14 protein-coding genes are annotated in these 18822 nt (G+C 48.0%); 8 read left to right on the forward strand and 6 right to left on the reverse strand.

Annotation, left to right across the window (positions count from 1 at the left end; all coding sequences use genetic code 11):
* Nucleotides 1-60: 60 nt before the first annotated feature.
* Complete coding sequence (nosP, locus tag ABD836_RS09930; protein ID WP_344935259.1) at nucleotides 61-1242, forward strand: nitric oxide-sensing protein NosP; 1182 nt, start codon at nucleotides 61-63, stop codon at nucleotides 1240-1242.
* Nucleotides 1243-1274: 32 nt separating this feature from the next.
* Nucleotides 1275-3539: a hybrid sensor histidine kinase/response regulator gene (locus ABD836_RS09935; protein ID WP_344935262.1), complete on the forward strand. Its 2265-nt coding sequence runs from the start codon at nucleotides 1275-1277 to the stop codon at nucleotides 3537-3539.
* Nucleotides 3540-3582: 43 nt separating this feature from the next.
* Here the strand turns inward: ABD836_RS09935 and ABD836_RS09940 are convergent, their stop codons facing one another.
* The 5 genes from ABD836_RS09940 to ABD836_RS09960 form a co-directional block, all read right to left on the reverse strand.
* Entirely contained in the window at nucleotides 3583-4254 is a 672-nt protein-coding gene (locus ABD836_RS09940) for a response regulator (RefSeq protein ID WP_344935264.1), read from the reverse strand.
* 135 nt (nucleotides 4255-4389) lie between these two features.
* Nucleotides 4390-5196: an ABC transporter permease gene (locus ABD836_RS09945; RefSeq protein WP_344935266.1), complete on the reverse strand. Its 807-nt coding sequence runs from the start codon at nucleotides 5194-5196 to the stop codon at nucleotides 4390-4392.
* Nucleotides 5193-5927, reverse strand: coding sequence for an ATP-binding cassette domain-containing protein (locus tag ABD836_RS09950; RefSeq protein WP_344935268.1), 735 nt, complete (start codon nucleotides 5925-5927; stop codon nucleotides 5193-5195). The genes ABD836_RS09945 and ABD836_RS09950 overlap by 4 nt, the downstream gene beginning before the upstream one ends.
* A 10-nt stretch (nucleotides 5928-5937) precedes the next feature.
* On the reverse strand, nucleotides 5938-6912 hold the full coding sequence (locus tag ABD836_RS09955) for a YVTN family beta-propeller repeat protein (protein WP_344935271.1): 975 nt from the start codon (nucleotides 6910-6912) through the stop codon (nucleotides 5938-5940).
* On the reverse strand, nucleotides 6909-8111 hold the full coding sequence (locus ABD836_RS09960) for an ABC transporter substrate-binding protein (protein WP_344935273.1): 1203 nt from the start codon (nucleotides 8109-8111) through the stop codon (nucleotides 6909-6911). The genes ABD836_RS09955 and ABD836_RS09960 overlap by 4 nt, the downstream gene beginning before the upstream one ends.
* A gap of 399 nt (nucleotides 8112-8510) precedes the next feature.
* On the opposite strand from ABD836_RS09960, the gene pedF reads away from it, so the two are divergent.
* The 5 genes from pedF (at nucleotide 8511) to ABD836_RS09985 (ending at nucleotide 16341) form a co-directional block, all read left to right on the forward strand.
* A complete protein-coding gene (gene pedF / locus ABD836_RS09965) occupies nucleotides 8511-8963 on the forward strand; it encodes a cytochrome c-550 PedF (RefSeq protein ID WP_344935275.1) in 453 nt (150 codons plus the stop codon).
* Between the two features lie 10 nt (nucleotides 8964-8973).
* A complete protein-coding gene (locus tag ABD836_RS09970; RefSeq protein ID WP_344935277.1) occupies nucleotides 8974-9870 on the forward strand; it encodes a substrate-binding periplasmic protein in 897 nt (298 codons plus the stop codon).
* A 264-nt stretch (nucleotides 9871-10134) separates the two neighbouring features.
* The gene (locus tag ABD836_RS09975) at nucleotides 10135-11895 is read left to right on the forward strand and encodes a PQQ-dependent methanol/ethanol family dehydrogenase (protein WP_344935279.1); all 1761 of its coding nucleotides are present in this window, start codon (nucleotides 10135-10137) and stop codon (nucleotides 11893-11895) included.
* A gap of 347 nt (nucleotides 11896-12242) precedes the next feature.
* The gene (locus tag ABD836_RS09980; RefSeq protein ID WP_344935282.1) at nucleotides 12243-15152 is read left to right on the forward strand and encodes a TonB-dependent receptor; all 2910 of its coding nucleotides are present in this window, start codon (nucleotides 12243-12245) and stop codon (nucleotides 15150-15152) included.
* 100 nt (nucleotides 15153-15252) lie between these two features.
* Nucleotides 15253-16341 carry a polysaccharide lyase family 7 protein gene (locus ABD836_RS09985; protein WP_344935285.1) on the forward strand — a complete coding sequence of 363 codons (1089 nt, stop codon included), beginning with the start codon at nucleotides 15253-15255 and terminating at the stop codon, nucleotides 16339-16341.
* A gap of 89 nt (nucleotides 16342-16430) precedes the next feature.
* Here the strand turns inward: ABD836_RS09985 and ABD836_RS09990 are convergent, their stop codons facing one another.
* On the reverse strand, nucleotides 16431-17441 hold the full coding sequence (locus ABD836_RS09990; protein WP_344935288.1) for a LacI family DNA-binding transcriptional regulator: 1011 nt from the start codon (nucleotides 17439-17441) through the stop codon (nucleotides 16431-16433).
* Nucleotides 17442-17567: 126 nt separating this feature from the next.
* Between ABD836_RS09990 and manD the strand changes: the two genes are divergently transcribed.
* Nucleotides 17568-18785: a D-mannonate dehydratase ManD gene (manD, locus tag ABD836_RS09995; protein ID WP_344935290.1), complete on the forward strand. Its 1218-nt coding sequence runs from the start codon at nucleotides 17568-17570 to the stop codon at nucleotides 18783-18785.
* Nucleotides 18786-18822: the final 37 nt, after the last annotated feature.

Here is an 18822-nt window from a genome sequence, read left to right on the forward strand (position 1 = left end):
GCTAAATCGAGATCGTGTCACGGTCGCAATAAAAATAACGATATGCATAGAGGAAACAACATGAATACCGCAGAAAAGCCGTATTTTAATAAGTTGGGGCCGGCCGTTAGTTACGGCGGTTCTGCTAAAAAGAATGCAGTAGACGCCGCAACAGAACTGCATCAATGTCTTGCTATGGCGCGTCCCGCTTGTGTGATTTTCTTTTGTTGCGTCGATTATGACCGCGCGCAATTGAGCGATACCTTGGCCGAATTGTTTGGTGATGTACCGGTATTAGGTTGCACTACCGCCGGCGAGATATCGCCATTGGGATTACCACCCGGATCTATTACGGGGTTCTGTTTGTCGGCAGAGCACTTTGTGGTTGAAACCGCACTGCTGCAGAACTTAGCAACATTTTCTGAACGCGGCGCTTACGACACCGTAAAGGAAATGATGCAGCGGATGGAAAACCGCGCATTGGCGCCAATGGCATACAACAGTTTTGCTCTGTCGCTACTCGATGGAATGTCGATTCGCGAGGAATTAGTGCTCAGCGCCTTGAATGAGGCGCTAACAGGTATTCCCTTGGTTGGTGGGTCGGCCGGCGATAACCTGCATTTTCGCGATACCCATGTTTACTACGATAAGCAGTTTTTTAGCAATGCTGCCGTTATTATTCTTATTAATACCACCTGCCCGTTTAGCGTGCTGAGTGGTCATCATCTGGTCGCCGATGGTGAGAAAATGGTGGTGACCAAAGCGGACCCAGCTAAACGTATTGCCCATGAATTAAACGCGGAACCCGCAGCCTTAGAGTACTGCCGGGTGATGGGTATCTCCCTCGACGAATTAAATTCAGTGTCTTATGCCTTGCATCCTTTGTCGGTACAGGTAGGTGAAAATTCATTTGCCCGCTCTATACAGCAAGTGAATGATGACCTTAGCCTAACCTTCTTTTGTGCGATTGATACCGGTATTGTGCTGACCAAAATGCGTGACGGCGGTTTAGTTGCCGAATTTGAAGACCGCATGGAAGACGTTGTCGCGGAAATAGGCGAGCCACAATTGGTCATCGGTTACGACTGTATTCACCGTCGTATGGAGGCAGAAGGCAAGGGCGTATATGAGGAATTGTCGGCGCTGTATCAACGCTATAAGGTTGTTGGCTTTAACACCTACGGCGAACACTGCGACGCCATGCATGTGAATCACACTTTCACCGGTGTGGTTATCGGTGAGGCCGACGCATTTACGGCTTGAAGCCGGTGTAATCCAATCGCAAGCGAGTACTGATGATGGATAGCAATATCGCGCAAAGTGATGGCGTGGAAAGTGTGATTGAAGCCCTGCGCTACGAAAACGAGAAGCTTAGAAAGACCAATCAAGTGCTCATCGAACGGGTAGAACAGGGCTGGGCAAATTACGGTGATGCTTACCGTTCGTTTCAGAATGCTGCTTTACTCGCCGACAAAGTTAAAGATCGCACAATAAAACTGCGTAAAACGCTTTATAAACTTGAAGAAGCTAACCAAAGCCTGACAGAGACGCGGCTTGAGTCTGCTCATTCTCGGCAACGCTTGTTAGATACGATTGAAAGTATTTCTGATGCGATAGTGCTCTTTGATAAAAACCGTCGCTTAGTTCTAGCGAACAGTCATTTTTACGAGTTCTGGCGTAACACCAAGGCCAAAATACAAGTGGGTGTTACCACCTTTAAAGAGCTTACGCCAATGGCCCTTGAACACGGTATATACGATCCGGAAGGTCAGCCATTTGAAAAACTCGTGCAACGCGGTGATGTTTTTCGCGACACCGTTATTCGTCTAGCTGATGGGCGATGGCTGCAAATTTCTGAACGACCAACCGCCGACGACGGCTTAGTGGTTGCTTACAGCGATATTACTCAGGTAAAAGAAAGCGAAATTGCCCGACAAGAAAAAGTCTTGGCTGAGCAGAACCGAATACTACAATCACTCATCGCCAATTTACCTCTCGGCGTTGTGCTGGTGAATGACGAGCACCAGGTAGAGGCTTGGAATGAGCACTTTACCAATTTACTTGGCTTAGAACCGAAAAATCTCGATCGCGGCACGCCGTTTGATAGCTTGTTTAATGATTCGCCACTTCAACGTTTTAAGTACGTGCCGGATACCGCGAGCCACCGCGGACAGCGCTCATTATTTGAAACCGAACAACTGCTCGACGATGGCCGAGTAATCGCTATTAAGAGCCACCTGATACCCGGTGGCGGCAATGTTAATACTTATCAAGATGTTACTGAACAACGGCGTACCGCTGAGGCCCTTAAAAATGCCTATAAGCATATGGAACAACGAGTACATGAACGTACGGTTGAGCTGTCGGCACTAAATCACCAGCTGCGCATAGAAATTGACGAGCGCGCTTTAGCCGAGCAGTCGCTATTGGAGGCAAAGCGGGAGGCCGAAGAGGCTAACTTCTCTAAGACAAAATTCATGACGGCCGCGAGTCACGACTTATTGCAGCCCTTAAATGCCGCGCGTCTTTTTGCTACGGCCTTAATGGATTACGAACTGCCAGATAAAGTGATCAAACTGGTGAGCTCCTTAAGTTATTCACTCAGTGATGTTGAGTCGCTACTGGGAACCTTGGTTGATATTTCAAAGCTCGAAGCCGGTATCGTTGAGCCAATCTTAGATTATTTTCCGGTAAATGATTTAATGCGCAATTTGGCCAATGAGTTTGAGCAACAGACGGCGAGAGCCGGTTTGTCTTTTAGTTTTGTGCCCTGCAATATTTCTGTTCACTCTGACAGTCAGTTACTAGCGCGAATACTGCGTAATTTTTTGAGTAATGCTATTCGGTATACAGATCAGGGAAGAATACTGCTGGGCTGCCGACGTCGTGCTAACCACCTCGAAATTCAAGTGTGCGATACTGGTGTAGGTGTACCTCCAGATCAGTTGCAAGAAATATTTTTAGAGTTCAAACGGGTCAATGCCAAAAAACAGCGCGAGGATAAAGGTTTAGGTTTGGGGTTAGCCATTGTCGATAAATTGTCTACGGTGTTAAATCACGAGATTAAATTGCAGTCGAACTTGGGCAAGGGCTCGGTATTTTCGGTGTGTGTTCCCTACGGCGGCGCTAATGAAAATAGCTTTGTTGAGGAAGACGAGCTTCCAGAGCAGTTACAGGATCCTTTGCGCGGTAAACGCATATTGCTAGTCGATAATGACTGGTCGATCTGTGATGGCATGGAACAGGTGCTAGGCAATTGGGGCTGCGAGCTTGTATCTGCACAGAGCTTAGACGACTTGCGTAATAAACCGGAATTACTCAATCCGCCGCCAGATGCCTTGATTTTGGATTATCACCTAGACGACGATACGACGGGCTTAGATGCTGAAGTCATTATTCGCGAGCGCTTAGCGACCGCTGTGCCCAGTGTGATGATAACCGCGAACTACAGCAACGAGCTGCGGCAGCAGGTTAAGGACTTGGGTTTTCATTTATTGAATAAGCCGATTAAGCCCTTAAAGCTAAAATCGATTTTGGTCTATTTGCTGTCAGAAAAATAAGCGCTGCTAAGCGCAGAAAATAAACTAGTGTTGCGCCTGCCTCTCAGTGGGAGCGATGTAAATAGTGTTCAAAATCAATAGCCGACGCGCACAGTACTGCCTTCATTCGATTGTGGACTTTTAGCTTGCGTAAAATTGCTGATACGTGCGCTTTAACAGTTGTTTCGGCAATGTTTAATTCAAAACCGATCTGCTTGTTCGACTCGCCCTTTGCCATGCGCTCAAATACCAATAATTGGCGGCGTGTCAGCGAGGAGATAATCTCACTCGGTATGCCGGGGCTTTCACGGCGACGGTTGTTGTTATCGCTGCCGCTACGGCGAATAATGTCTGGTGGCAGAAAAGCTTGGCCATCGAGAATCTGCTCAATAGCGGCGATAATTTTTTCCCGGGGCATCGACTTGGTGATGAAACCAACTGCGCCGTAGGTCATGGACTGCAGCACAATGTTTTTATCTTCTTCAGCCGACAACACCACAACCGGCACATCTGGGTAGGTACTACGGAGGGTAACAATGCCGTTGAGTCCGTCCATTCCCGGCATATTCAAATCGAGTAACACTAAGTCGACGTCTGGATGTACTTCAATGTACGCAAGGCTTTCGTCTAGTGATGCGGTTTCGGCAATCAATGCATCGGTAAAACGCTGCTGGGTTGCATTGCGAATGGCCTCGCGGAATAGGGGGTGGTCGTCGGCAATAATGATATGAATCATGGTCTTGATACCTCGTGCGGCGATAAGACATTTATATTTTTGTGCATGCACGCGGCTGTAATATAACGCAATACCGACGTGTTGTTTATGTCTAATACGCGCAATGCGCTAGTCTGCTTGGACCTGTTCATGAGCTCAGTTGCCCCCTGCTTTGCGTTTGAGTAGGCCATGCTTTGGGTCGTAGCCAATTATCGCCAGCGCCATAAACACCACGGTGGTGGTGGCGCAGACGACAAAAGCCTGGGTGTTGAACTGGCCATAGAGTGCAAAACGAATTAACTCGACACCGTGAGTAAAGGGGTTGAGTGCACAAATCTGATAAATGATCTCATTTGATTCCCGCATTTTCCATAGTGGATAGAGTGCTGAAGAGAGGAAAAACATAGGGAATACAATAAAATTCATTACCCCAGCAAAATTCTCTAATTGGCGTATTACTGAGGATAAAAATAGCCCGAGTGCACTGAGCATTAGCGCTGGCAATAGTGCGGCGGGTAACAGGTAAACATAGCCAAGCAGCGGCGGGTGAATGTCGAAGAGGCGCGCAATCGCAACAAAGGCATAGACTTGGAATAGTGATACCAATGAACTTGCTAGGAGCTTGCAGGCCAGCAAGTAGGCGCGAGAAATGGGGCTGGTCAGTAGTACACGCATGCTGCCCATCTCGCGGTCGTAGACCATTGATAGTGAACTTTGCATGCCGTTAAACAATAGAATAATGCCGATGAGTCCCGGTGCGATATAGACCTCGTAACTAATATAGGTCTCATAGGGCGGGATAATTGCAATGCCGAGGGCAGAGCGAAATCCCGCGGCAAATACTGCCAACCATAATAGCGGGCGAACGAGGGATGACAAGAACCGCGAGCGCTGTTGCACAAAACGGTACATCTCGCGTTTGAGAATACCCACAAAGCAGAAGTAATACGCAGAAAAAGTCATGCCGCTGGCCTTGTAAGCTGAGAGAATAGCGCGGGCAGGTTTTTTGCGTCGTGTTTGCTTAGTAAGGTTTGCACCTGACCTTGGGCGAGACTGCGACCGCCGTTCAGTATGAGCAACTGATCATCTTCGTGTATTTCTTCTATCAAATGGGTGGTCCACAGTGCGGCAATACCTTCGTCGCGACATAAGTGCCGCAGGTGCCGATTTAGACTCGCGCGGGTATCAATATCTAGGCCTGCGGATGCTTCGTCTAGCAGCAGTAATTTAGGCCGGTGTAGCAGGGCGCGGGCAAGCTCAACACGACGGCGGTGTCCGCCGTTTAAATTGCGTACACGCTCATGACGGCGGTCCGCGAGATCAAAGCGGGTGAGTTCCTGTTGGATGCGGATGCGCACTTCTTTGGGGGCAATGCCGTGCAATGCGCCGTGGTAGGCGAGATTTTGCGCAACGCTTAAATCTAAGTCGAGGGTACTTTGTTGAAATACCACGCCAATATTACGCATCGCCTGATTGGCCTGTTTGTTTAAGGCGTAGTTAAAGACCGTAATCTCGCCGCTGGCGGGTTTTAATAGCCGTGTTAGCAATGACATAAGTGTGGTTTTACCTGCGCCATTGGGCCCGAGTAATCCAAAGAACACACCCTCGGCAATGTCTACGCTCAGTTCATTTAGGGCGCAGCGCTCACCGTAGTAGTAGCTTAGGTTTTTGATGCTTAGGGCAGAGTGTGTCATATGACGTCTATCACGGCTTGACCGCGACCCCCCAAGGAAAACGTCCGACTTTGATGCTTTTTAGCACGGTAAGGGATTTGACATCGATAACCGAGACGTCACCGCTGATACCGTTACTGCTGATCAGTCGGGACTCGTCGCCGTTTAAGGCCAAATGCCACACGCGGCGGCCTACGAGCAGATATTTAATTACGCTCTGTTTGGCTATATCGATTACGGCAACGTGGTTGGCGGGACCCAGTGCCACATAGGCGTAGCGATTGTCTCGGCTTAGGGTAATGCCAACGGGTTGTACTTTGTCGCGGTGTACACCGGGAATATGAAAGCGGTATACCTGGCCTATGGTTCTTGTCTCTACATCGATAACGCTGACAGTGCCGCCAATTTCTGATGAGGCCCACAATTGCTTACCGTCTGCACTAAATTCCACATGGCGCGGGCGCTGGTCTACTAGAGTATTGTCGACTAATTCGTGACTGCTGCTGTCTATCCAGTGCAGCATATTGCTGGTTTCAGAGGTGTTTACCACCCATTTTCCATCTGGGCTTACCGCCATACCCTCAGGTTCTAAGCCCACGGTGATTTGGCTTATCACTTCGCGTTTTTCAGTATCGACTACGGTGACAATGGCATTGTCTTCATTGGAGATATAAAGGTGTTTACCGTCTGGGTGCAGGGCGAATTGCTCGGGGTCTTCACCAGAGGGCAGATTCGCAATAATCTTTTGGCTCACAACGTCTAAGACCTGCACACTGTCGGAGTCGCTGGCGCAAATATACAGCTGGCTAAAGTCGTTATTAAACGTAATGCCGCGCGGGCGCAAGCCAACGGGAATAGTGGCAACGACCTCAAGGCGTTCGAGATCAATGACCGACAGAGTATTGTCTTTTTCATTGGACACATAGACTTGTTCGGCGATGCTGGGGAGCGGCAGGGCCGACAAGCCCACTAAAATAAGCGCTGCGGTTGAACGGGAGCGGGTCATGGTGTTTTTACCTCGAATAGGCAATGTACTTCAGGGCGGTCGTAGCCCAGGGTGTCCATTTCTGAACTGGGATGCAGATAGCCTTCTTGTGGCGATTGGCCTACCAGCGCATTGGGTTGCACCAGTGGTATTGGCTGGCGCAACTGACCGTTCCAACGACGAAAACTTAGGGGCCGGCCTTTAAATGCGCTGAGCTGGAATTGATCGCTGAGCAAGTAGGTATATAAATGCTTGGCATCATTGGCTTTGGCTCGGCTCACTGCTTCGCCGATGGCGCGTACTGCAAGCCAGCCTGCATAGTCGATATCGCTCATGTCGCGTTTAGCGTAGTCTTCAAAGCGGTGTTGTAACTGGGCGGCTCCCCATTGCTCTATGCTCCAATGCCAGGCCGTGGGCGTTAGGCCTTGGGTGCCAGCGGCGGGTCTGGCCAGCCAGGTGTTGTACGGGATGTACTCGCCGATATCGCCTATTTCGTCCGCAATTAACGTTACATCGTAATCTTTAGCTTGGCTGAACAGGCTGATTTCATTCTGTGCAGAACGGCGTAAATCCGCATTAAATTTCCATTCTCGCTCGTCGATTATTTTCGCCCCAAAACGCTGGGCCGATCGCGTGAGTGCGGCGCTGAATAATTTATCTTCGCTTTGCTGGCCGCGCAGTATTAGCCAGCGCTTCCAGCGTTTTGACATTAAAAATTGCGCTAGGGCATCGGTGAGCATGGCGCGGCTAGGAATGGTGTGCAGCAAGCGGGGGAGGCATTGGCTGCTGCGCAGGGCGTCGTCTTTGGCGGCGATATTAAAAATAATGGCATGTTCAGCAATGGCTTTATCGCGACTAAGGCTGAGTAAGGTGGCCGCAGGTAGCTTGGCAATAATCAGGCTGTTGCCCGCTTCTAGCCAGTCTTTGGCGGCAAGCGCCGCTGCGCTGCTGTCTTCAACTATCTTGCTATTGAGTTGGTAGTGGTCGCCGGTAAAGCGTCCGCTGGCATTGTTGTCGCTAATGCCGACGTTGGCTCCATCGAGACCGGCGCTACTGGGGGTAATTCGAATTCGTGACAGTACCGGCTTAGCTATTTGAGTTTGTTCAAGAAACAATACCGCGACATTGCGCGGTTCATCGGCGCTCGCTAAAGCTGCCGACGTGAGCGCTACTAGGCAGAGTAAAAATCCCTTCGCTAGCCACGTATTTTTCAGTGGCACAATGACGCAAGCACAACAGCGCAGCGGCGTTGCTCTATATTTTATATACACTTTATATCTCTATTTTTATAATCGTGATACGCGGGGTGCTAGCGGCATTCAAAGCACAAGACCAGATCTATCGCTAATGCTATGACCGGCGCAGCACTATTGATATATGCAAAAGGTCGCAAAGAACTAGCACTAAAGTAGTAGATTATTTTGCTAATAAACTCGCTTAACTCTTCCCAATCAAATTCTTCGGCCACTACTACTTAGGGAGTAGTTGTCGGCTTGCGGCACGGCACCAAAGCACAATTGTCGGAAATGCCCCGTTTGTTAGTCTATCTGGACAATACGGATTGCCTGAACGTGGTGCCGTCGAGTTTAAAAATAATGTCAGAATGGTTGAGGAATATTATGCGTAATTTATCTGTTAGGCGTGCCGTGCTAGGTAGTGTTGTTTTCTTTCTAGGGTTACAGGCGAACTTGAGCTTCGCGCACGGTGATGTGACGCCCCAGGCGGTAAACACGGACACTCTGCCACAACTGGGTGAAGGATGGCGTGAAGAGAATCCCTATCGTGGCGATGCTGAGGCAATTCGTGTGGGCGACTCTGCTTACAATCAGAACTGTGCACGCTGCCATGGTTTACAGGCGATTTCCGGTGGAATGACCCCAGATTTGCGGAAATTGAATGACCCTGCTGAATATATTGATATTCAAGAGTCGGACCAGTGGTTTATGACTCGAGTTCGGCATGGTGCTGTGATCGACGGTCGGGTTTATATGCCGCCGTTTGAGGGCATTCTCAGCCAAGAGGCTATGTGGGCAATTCGCGCTTACTTAGACACCCGTAAACTTGACGAATAGGTGTTCGATAATGGGTAGCTCATATATGTTTAAGCTGACGACGCTGTTGTATGCGCTGCTCGTTCTGATGACAGCGAGTCTTGCTCATGCGCGAACATACGACGACGTGATTGCGTCTAAATATATTGAGTTTGCCGTGTATCGCGATTTTGCACCCTATTCGTTTATGCAAGAGGGTGAGCCTGCCGGTATTGATGTAGAGCTCGGCAAGTACATTGCACGGGAGCTTGGACTAGAGGCGCGTTGGTTGTGGCTCACCGCCGATGAGAGTGTTGACGACGATTTGCGTAACGCTATTTGGAAAGGCAGTGTTATCGATCGGAAAAAAGCGGACGTAATGCTGCGAGTGCCCTATGACCGTGAGTACTCCTACGCTCAAGACGGCTACGGCCTGCCTCGCAATGACATGGTGGTTATGCTTGCGCCCTACCATAAAGAGTCTTGGCAGCTAGTGCGAGACCTCAACAAGACCGGTGAGGTGAGAAACCTTGCCATCTTTCAGTATCAAGCCATTGGTGTGGAATTAGACAGCCTTCCCGATTTTTTTCTAGTTGGTATCTATCAGGGCCGTCTGCGTGAAAACGTTCACCATTATGCTACGGTCTTCGGCGCGCTTAAAGATCTAAATGCCGGTAAATTAAGCGCAGTTGCCGGGATGCGCTCGCAGTTGGAATGGGGCTTGCCAAATCGACCCGGCAATTTCGATATAGATGACGACGGCCTTGAATCCCTTGGGCGAAAAACTTGGGATATTGGTATTGCCATTAAAGAGAATTATCGCCAGCTTGGCTACGCCGTGAATGACGTTATTACAGCGATGATTGAAAATGGCGACATGGAAAAAATATTCTCCCAGTACCGTGTTTCCTACCACCTACCCTCGACCTACGAACTTGACGCGGAATAAGCGTGCCGCGGTTTTATGCCTCAGTAATTTATTTTGCAATTTTTAGTACTAAACCAGTACCAATGGATAGTAGGTACACGCCTCTAGATCAATTGTGAGTGTTTCGTCGGCGCCACATACTCAGGTCCGGATCGCAATAATATGCTCACGATGTTAATAATTCGTGGACAAGATTTTGCGATAGCTTAATAAAATTATTTATTGAGATTTTTATTAAATTCAGTGTTCGACAATAAAATCTAAGTATAAGGAAGGAGATTTCCGATGAGAATAATGTGCTTGGCAAGGTCTGTAACAGTTGCCGCTGCGGTGGCTGCTGTGGGTTTTGGTTCGCTCGCTAATGCGGGCGTCACTGATGAAGATATACTAAACGACGCAAAAACGACGGGTGATATTGTATCTTACGGCCTTGGGCCACAGGGGCAACGCTATAGCCCTTTGAAAATTGTTAACACCAAAAATGTAAAATCACTGTCGCCGATTTGGTCATTCTCCTTTGGTGGTGAGAAACAGCGTGGTCAAGAATCCCAGCCCTTGATTAAAGATGGGGTTATGTATGTTACCGCGTCGTACTCACGGATCTATGCGGTGGATATTGCCTCAGGTGAAGAGCTTTGGCAGTACGATGCACGTCTGCCTGACGGCATTATGCCTTGCTGTGACGTGGTTAACCGCGGTGCCGCACTTTATGGTGATTTAGTTATATTTGGCACCCTCGACGCCAAATTGGTTGCGCTTGATATTAAAACGGGCAAGCCAGTCTGGCGCAAAACTGTTGGCGATTATCAGGCAGGGTATTCAATGACTGCTGCGCCACTGATTGTAAAAGGCAAGGTCATTACCGGTGTGTCTGGTGGTGAGTTCGGTATTGTGGGGAAGGTTGAGGCCCGCGACGCGAAAACCGGCGAAATGATTTGGAGTAGGCCAACCGTTGAGGGCCATATGGGCTACTTGAACGGTAAAGAGAATGGTATTACTGGTGGCAAAGCTGGTAAAACATGGCCCGGCGATATGTGGAAAACCGGCGGCGCGGCCACGTGGTTAGGCGGCACTTACGATCCTGAAGTTGATCTGCTGTTCTTTGGTACTGGTAACCCCGCACCTTGGAACTCGCATCTGCGCCCCGGCGACAACTTATACAGTGCCTCGCGCCTCGCGATTAATCCCGATACCGGCAAAATTATATGGCACTTCCAAACCACGCCACATGATGGCTGGGATTTTGATGGTGTAAACGAGCTGGTATCGTTTAACTACAAGCAAGGTGGTAAGACTATTCAGGCGGCGGCAACCGCTGACCGCAACGGTTTCTTTTACGTGCTTGATCGCACCAACGGTAAATTTATTCGTGGTTTGCCCTTTATTAAGGAAATGACTTGGGCTAAGGGCTTGAATAAAGACGGTTCGCCGATCTTTGATGAGGCGATGCGCCCAGGTAATCCTGCGACGACGGGTACTGACGGTAATAAAGGTAAATCGGTATTTGCTGTTCCATCCTTTCTGGGTGGTAAAAACTGGATGCCAATGGCCTATAGCCAAGATACCGGCTACTTTTATGTACCTTCAAACGAATGGGGCATGGATATTTGGAATGAGCCGGTTAACTACAAAAAGGGCGCGGCATATTTGGGGGCTGGCTTTACGATCCGGCCAATATTTGACGACCATATTGGTTCGCTTAAAGCCATAGATCCGGTCTCTGGTACCGTGAAATGGGAGTTTAAAAACAACGCGCCATTGTGGGGTGGCGTCCTTGCTACGGCGGGTAACCTGGTATTTATGGGTAATCCAGAAGGTTATTTAATGGCCTTCAATGCTAAAACCGGTGAATTACTTTATAAATTCAATACCGGTTCTGGCATCGTTAGTTCCCCTATCACCTGGGACAAGGATGGCGAGCAATACGTTACTATAGTTTCTGGTTGGGGTGGCGCGATTCCATTGTGGGGAGGCGAGGTCGCCAAACGCACTAAGAACCTGAACCAAGGTGGCAGTGTGTGGACGTTTAAAATTCCGAAAAGCTAAAATATTTAACTAATGTCGCCGATCAACGGCGACAGCCAAAATGAAGCCTCGCGTGGATTCCATGCGGGGCTTTTTTGTGGACGGCTATGTGATCTTTAGAAAATAAGCAGAGGTTTGACTGTTACTCCGTATCGCCATCTAACTGAGGAGCCTTTTAGTAAAGCAAGCACCGTTATGAAGGCATTGATGTTGATATCCATTCTAGATCCTCATTCTTAGAAGTAATTTGACTTATTTAATCTTTGTGATAAATTACATAAATCGGTTTAGTAAATCGATTTATGTATACGTTTCGGCAATAGGAAGTGCTGCTATCTCTTAACAGATATAGAAATGGAAATAATAATATGAGCAAAGAACGCGATACCCAGCGTGGGTCTATCAAACGCAGCCCAAGTTTCAAGGCTAAATTTCTCGTAAGCGCTATTGCTGCGGCGCTTCCAGTCTCTTCATTTGCACAGGACTCCCCGCTTGAAGAGGTCGTTGTTACCGGGATCAGAAGCAGCATGGCGGCGGCGGCGGACATGAAGCAAGGTTCCGATCGTATCGCCGACTCGATCGTGGCTGAGGATATCGGTAAATTGCCTGATAACAATATTGCTGAGGCCCTTCAGCGCGTTACCGGGGTATCCATTAATCGCGATTTTGGTGTCGGTTCGGAGGTCTCTATACGTGGCCTTTCCCAAAACCGGGTCGAGTTAAACGGTCGTTCCACCATGGGTGATGGCCGTAATGGCGTCAATTTTCAGGATTTCCCGGCGAGTTTTCTGTCGGCTGTAGAGGTCATTAAATCACCTACGCCGGATATGGTGGAAGGCGCTCTAGGCGGCACGATTAGCTTAAAAACAGCGCGGCCTCTCGATCTGCCTGATCGTTTGTTTGCGGTGTCGATGGATGCAGAGTACGCGGACAAAGCTAAAGAATGGGCGCCAGTGGTAAGTGTTGCCGGTGGTGATAACTGGGACCTAGGCGACGCTGGTAGTTTTGGTTTGATGGGGATGGTGTCATATCAAGATCGTACCCTGCGTCAAGATACGTTTCAGGTAAGTCAGTTTATTTATGATGGCGCCGCACTTGGGCTGCCCGATGCACAAAATACCGCTAGCGGTGATTATGTTGTTCCCTCTGAACACAAGTTTGAACCGTTTACGGAAGAACGTGAGCGCACTGCATATAATATTTCTATGCAGTGGGCTCCGGCATCAGAGGCGGGTAGTGTCTATCTCGATTTGAATGCAACCGAGCGCACCGGCGGTCAAGAGGCGTATTCTATATTGCACGCGGCTGAAACACCGGTTGCGAGCAGCGATAGCTATGAAGATTCAAATGGTGCTTTAAATAATTATCGTATTGAGAATGCGCTCATTATTCCGAAAACATGGAGCGAGTTTCGTGAAACTGAATCTTCGTCCTTTGCCTTCGGTGGTGATTGGAATCTTAGCGATCAGTTAAATGTATCGGCTGAATATTCATCAGCGGAATCGAGCACTTACTTGCCAAGTTCAGAGTTCAATTGGCGAGCATTAGACCCTGAAGCGGAGGCGCTCAATCCTTCCGCGTCGAATGAGTACCGGCCAAGTGGTACGGTAATCATGGGTGACAACCAGGCTGCGAGCATTATTTATGATGACGGTAACCCGTATTTAATGACGGAAAACCTCGCGCTACGGGAATTCCGGCATGAACGCGAGTATATCGACAATGAAGAAGAGGCATTTCGCGTCGATTTTGAATACTTTAATCCGGGTGGTTTGACGTGGATCTCGTCACTTAAAGCGGGTTTCCGTACGGCTGAAAATGAATACAGTAAAACGGCCTCGCAATTGCGTCAGGCTAACCTCCATAGCGAAGTGACAGACGCAAATGGTGATCCTATTGTGTTTTGGCAGGATGATATTGCTGCAATGTTTCCCGGCACCATCGTCAATCAGAATTACTCCGGTGATGCATTCGACCATTCCGGCATGGTTGGCCCGAGTCACTTAACCAACTTCTCAGTGTATGACGGTCAGTTGTTGCAGAATGCGGGAGCTTCATTTGCAATGGTGCAACAGCTCCTAGCGGGTACCAGCCATGCTACGACGGGCTCGTTAGAAGATAATTTACAGGCCCTTACCAGTGCTTTTGCGAATATCAAAGAGGAGTCGACGGCATTTTACATTCAAGCAAATATGGACTTTGATCACGTAAGATTTGTCATTGGTGGTCGTGTTGTCGAAACAAAAATTACCTCTACTGCTTATAACCAAGCCGGTGATGCCTTGGTCAGTGATTCCAATAAATACCAAGATTTCCTGCCGAGTTTTAATGCGACGATCGACCTTACCGATGACACTTTAATGCGTTTTGCTGCTGCAAAAGTAATGGCGCGACCTGATTTTGAGCAGTTAAGCCCGACCTTTAATTTTAATGGTGATTATATTCTTGCGACTCGGGGTAACCCTGCACTTGATCCCTACCGCGCGACGCAATTCGATATCGCGTTTGAGCACTACTTCGGCAGCGGTAATATGGTGTCGGCAACATTGTTTTATAAGTCTGTTGCGTCGTTCTTAAAAACGGAAACCTATTGCGCTTATGAGCCTACTGCGCTTGCGATACAAAACAAAACAATACCTGGAAATATCTGTATAAGACCTGAGGCAACCGGTGACTCTTCCACGTATGTATTCACATCTGATCAGGCAGAATTTGATGCCTACGATGCGCAAGGTCGTCGAGGAATCTTGACATCTACTACCACAAACGGCTCATCTGGTACTATTCAAGGCTTTGAAGTTGGCTATCAGCAAAACTTTGACTTCTTGCCTGGCTACTGGTCTGGCTTGGGACTGAATGCCAACTACACTCTCTCGCAGAGCGAGGATCCGGATGGTGTGCCTCTGGCTGATATCTCAGAGAACTCGTATAACTTGCAGATGTATTGGGAATACGGCGGTGTCGGTATTCGTTTAGCCTATACCTACCGTGACAGTTTCCTTGATGAAAACAACGAAAAGCGAGTAGAGCGCGTTGGTGAATTGGTTGCGTATAATAACCCTGACATCGATGACCCAACCACAGGTAATGATTACCGAGATGAGTTACAGCAATGGGATTTGTCCGCTAACTGGGATGTTAATGAAACCATCAGTTTGGTTGCTAACGTGTCTAATCTCACTGGTGAACCAACGGTTAATCGCAGTGCTACAGGTACACTGTGGGAAGTACAAGAGTCAGACCGCCGCTTCGTGATGGGAGTGCGGGCTAAATTCTAGCGCTGGCTAAATTTAGCAATAAGTAAGTAACGCGTGGAAAGAGACGGGTCTATTGAGCCCCGTCTTTTTTTGCTTTCTCATAATTGGTTTGGTGAATATTATGAAAATTGGTGTAACTTTTTTCCTAGGGAAAATGATGCTATTAACGGCATTATTCCTGTCTGCTTGCGGCTCGCCGAGCGAAACGAGGCCTAATGAGGAAGTTCTCCTTCCAGCGGATAAGTTTGATTTAAGCACCTGGAAAATCACAATCCCAACGGATAGTGATAATAACGGCAAAGTTGACGAGATTGGTGTGGATGAAATTCAGGTCTATCAACATCCTGATTTTTTCTACCTAAATTCTGAGGGGTATATGGTATTCGCCGCGCCGAATAAGGCGTTTACAACCCCTAATTCAACTAATACTCGCAGCGAATTACATCATGTAATTCCCGCTTCTGCAGGTCAGCCAAAAGGTATTGCCCACAATTTCGCGCTAAAAAACCACAAGCGCGCTAGTGATTTTTCGCAAATTGGTGGCAATCTGCAGGCCACTGTTATGGTAAATCATGTTGCGAAGCGAGCGACTTACCCAGAGAAAAATCCGGCATTTTCGGTGGTGGTTGGTCAAATCCATGGCGCTAAGGATCCGGCGTTAGTCGCCGCGGGGGAGGGCTATGGCTGGGGTAACGAGCCACTAAAAATATATTATAAAAAATGGCCAGATCACGAATACGGTTCGGTTTTCTGGAATTACGAACGAAACTTAGAGAAAGATAATCCTGCCAGAAAAGATATAAGTTATGTAGTGTGGGGCAAGGACTGGGGTGACCCGGTTGATCCGGGCGATGCAGGTATTGCGCTAGACGAGGCATTTAGTTACGAAGTTAATGTATATGAAAATACGATGTACTTAAGATTTTCCACGGCGCGCCACGGCACGGTTGAGTACCAAATAAATTTGGCTGATAACGTCGATGCCTACGGTAAAGTTGATGAGCTTGATTATCCTAGAGGTTATACCGGCGACGCCCATTTCTTCAAAGCAGGCGCCTACAATCAGTGCAGTATTAAAGATGATCCTGGTTTTTGGTATCCAAAATGTTTAGGTACTGGGGAGTGGGAGATTGATAAGGCCAATGGTGATTATGCGCAAGTTACTTTTTTGAATTTGCTAACGGGGCCGGCTAAGGAGCCTAAAGAGTAAGGCATAGTGGATGTTATTCCTTAGGCTTGATCAGGATTACTCGCTCGCCCTAATTTCAAACAAATGGAAACTGGGCGAACCTCGGCGGTTTATACTACCTTATGACACGATTCGCGGATTGTTAGCGTGCAGGGTAAGACAAGCTTTTTAGCGGGCGCAGTTTTATCTTGAATCAGCGTAAGTAATGATTTGGCAGCTTCCATGCCGATATTGTAGGGATCTTCTTTGATCACCGTAATTGGCGTTTTGAAAAATTCGACCATTGGCAGGTCTTCAAAACCAATTAGCGAAATGTTTTCGCCAATCTTTAAATCTGTTTGATTGAGTTGCTTGAGTAAGTCTGAGGTTATCGCTAAGTGCTGAGTAAAATAAGCGGTAGGGGCATTTTCTTGATCAAGTAAGGCCAGAGGTGAGCTAATAAAGCCTTCTTCGCGATGCCAGTACTGCACTAGACTTTCATCAAATTGCAGGCCATGTGCTTTTAATGCGGCGCAATAGCCAAGAAAGCGATCTTTGCGCGACTTCACTTTGTTAAATTCTTGGGTGACGAAACAAATTCTGCGATGACCAAGTTGAATTAAGTACTCGGTTGCATCAAAGGCCGCCTTTTTGTAATCCGACAGAATAATGTTTTTCTCAGTGCCATCGTGCTCGAGCTGAAATTGGACGATTGGCAAACCCTGTTCAACAAAATGGTTTATTAGGCTGGTGTTTGTGCCCGAAGGTGAAATGATAATGCCGTCGACATTGATTTGTCTTAGATTATTGAGTGCCTGGGCTTCTTTATCGGGGTCAAAATCTGTGTTGTAGATTAATACGTTGTAGTCGCTACTTTTACAGTAGTCGTCAACGCCCCGTATTGTCCTGCTGGTATAAAAACCCGTGACATCACGTGCAATGATGCCAATGGTCTTGGTTATATTGGTCTTTAAGCTGCGTGCGATGGTGTTTGGAACGTAATTGAGTTCTGCAATTGCGTGTTGAACCCGCTCCTTTGTTTCCTTCGACATATAGTCGAAACGCCCACTTAAATATTGCGATACCGTACTCTTGGACACGCCAGCGTGGGCTGCTACATCGACCAGTCTTACCTTTGCCATTCAGTGTGTTCTGCGTTGAATTGATGATTTCTTAAACCTGTTGACATACTGCCTTACTATGGTAACTTAAGCAACTAAACCGATTTAGTAAATCGATTTATATTCGCAGTTCCGGAGTCTTGCTAAGTGATAATAAATAAGATTGAAGTGTTTGTGTGCTGCCCTGGTAGAAACTTTGTCACGGTCAAAGTCACTACGTCTGAAGGCGTTTATGGTGTAGGCGACGCCACGGTGAATGGCCGCGAGCAGGCGGTTGTAACGCTCTTAGAAGAGCATATTATCCCCTGTTTAATCGGTCGAAATGCGCACGATATAGAAGACATTTGGCAGTATCTATATCGCGGTGTTTATTGGCGCAAAGGGCCAATCAATATGGCGGCGGTCGCCGCCATTGATATGGCGCTGTGGGATATTAAGGGTAAAGTCGCTGGACTCCCTGTTTATCAGTTGCTTGGTGGCAAGAGCCGCAAAGGCGTGACTTTGTATGCACACGCCAATGGCGAGAATATTGAGCACACCCTAGACAACGCTGAGAAGCATGTCGCTGCAGGCTTTAAAGCCGTCAGATTGCAATCTGCCATTCCGGGGCTTGCGGTCACTTACGGTGTGTTGGGTGACAAGAAAGATTACTTTGAAATGCAAGGTAGTCGTCCGCTCCCTCCTGAAGAAGCGTGGTCTACGCAAAAATATTTCAACATGATCGTCGATTTATTTGAGCGTGCTAGAAGCCGTCTGGGGAATGAGGTGCAGCTTGTTCACGATGTTCATAGCCGGCTCACACCAATTGAATCGGCGCGATTGGGCAAGTTGCTAGAGCCTTACAATCTAATGTTTCTTGAAGATGCGTCAATGGCTGAGAATCAAGAGAACTACAAGCTTATCCGGCAGCACACCACCACACCACTCGCTATTGGTGAAACCTATAACACCATTTGGGACTGTAAGGACCTTATTCAGAACCAACTCATTGATTACATTAGGGTGGCAGCGACACATGCCGGTGGCATAACGGCGCTGCGGCGAATCGCAGATTTTGCCAGTATTTTCAACGTTAAAACGGCACCCCACGGCGCGCCAGACCTGTCACCTATTTGCTTTGCTGCACATATGCATTTGAATACTTGGGCACCTAATTTTGGTGTTCAAGAGTTTGTTGGCTTTGGCGACCAGAATCTACGCCAAATTTTTCAACACCGCACGGAAATCGTTGATGGTATGGCGTATCTCAGTGATGCGCCGGGTCTGGGTATTGAATTTGATGAGGAGGCTGCTAAAGCCTTTCCTTATAAACGCTCATATTTGCCAGTCAGTCGTTTGGAAGACGGCACTATGTGGAACTGGTAGTTACATAGCGCTTGGATTTAATAATAATTTAACAGGA

Source organism: Zhongshania borealis (assembly GCF_039539625.1).
In the GTDB taxonomy this organism is placed as follows: domain Bacteria; phylum Pseudomonadota; class Gammaproteobacteria; order Pseudomonadales; family Spongiibacteraceae; genus Spongiibacter; species Spongiibacter borealis.